Source organism: Deinococcus sp., assembly GCF_018260555.1.
GTDB lineage: Bacteria > Deinococcota > Deinococci > Deinococcales > Deinococcaceae > Deinococcus.
Genome location: NZ_JAGLBB010000147.1, coordinates 1 through 659, shown reverse-complemented (window position 1 = coordinate 659; position 659 = coordinate 1). Strand labels below are relative to the sequence as shown.

General features: G+C 65.3%; 1 protein-coding gene. It reads left to right on the top strand.

What is annotated here, in order from left to right; translation table 11 throughout:
• Positions 1 to 94: 94 nt before the first annotated feature.
• The coding region (locus tag QZ271_RS14355) for an amidase (protein ID WP_291432624.1) at positions 95 to 659 on the top strand (565 nt) is incomplete at its 3' end.

Sequence of the window (659 nt, the reverse complement as noted above, 5' to 3'; positions counted from 1 at the left end):
CCGCGCGGTTTATCTACAAGATAAACGCAGTGTACTTAGCTCGGGAGCGGGGCTATTCGGACTTCTACAGTGAACTGCTCTAGACTGAGGCGGTATGTCTGCTCTGCCCACTGCTACTGAACTTGTCCGCGCCGTGCTGGCGCACGAAACCGAGCCGCAAACGCTACTGGACGAAGCCCGCCGCCGCGCGCAAGCGGCCCGGAACCTCAATGCGCTCATCAGTCTGAATAGCCGCGCCGACGAGCAGGCCGCGCAGGTCGCCTCGCGGCTGGCTGCCGGTGAGACGCTGCCGCTGGCGGGGCTGCCGATTATCGTCAAAGACAACATCAACGTAACGGGCACGCGCACGACCTGCGGCAGCCGGATTCTGGCGGAGTATGTCAGCCCGTACAACGCTACCGCCGCCCAGAAGCTGCTGGACGCGGGGGCGATTATCGTCGGCAAGGCCAACATGGACGAGTTCGCCATGGGCAGCAGCAACGAAAACAGTGCCAGTGGCCCAGTGTTGAACCCCTGGGATACGGAGCGCGTGCCCGGTGGCAGCAGCGGCGGCAGCGCCGTATCGGTGGCGGCGGGCATTACCCCGGTGTCGCTGGGCAGCGATACGGGCGGCAGTGTGCGCCAGCCTGCCGCGCTCACGGGCGTGTACGGGTTCAAGC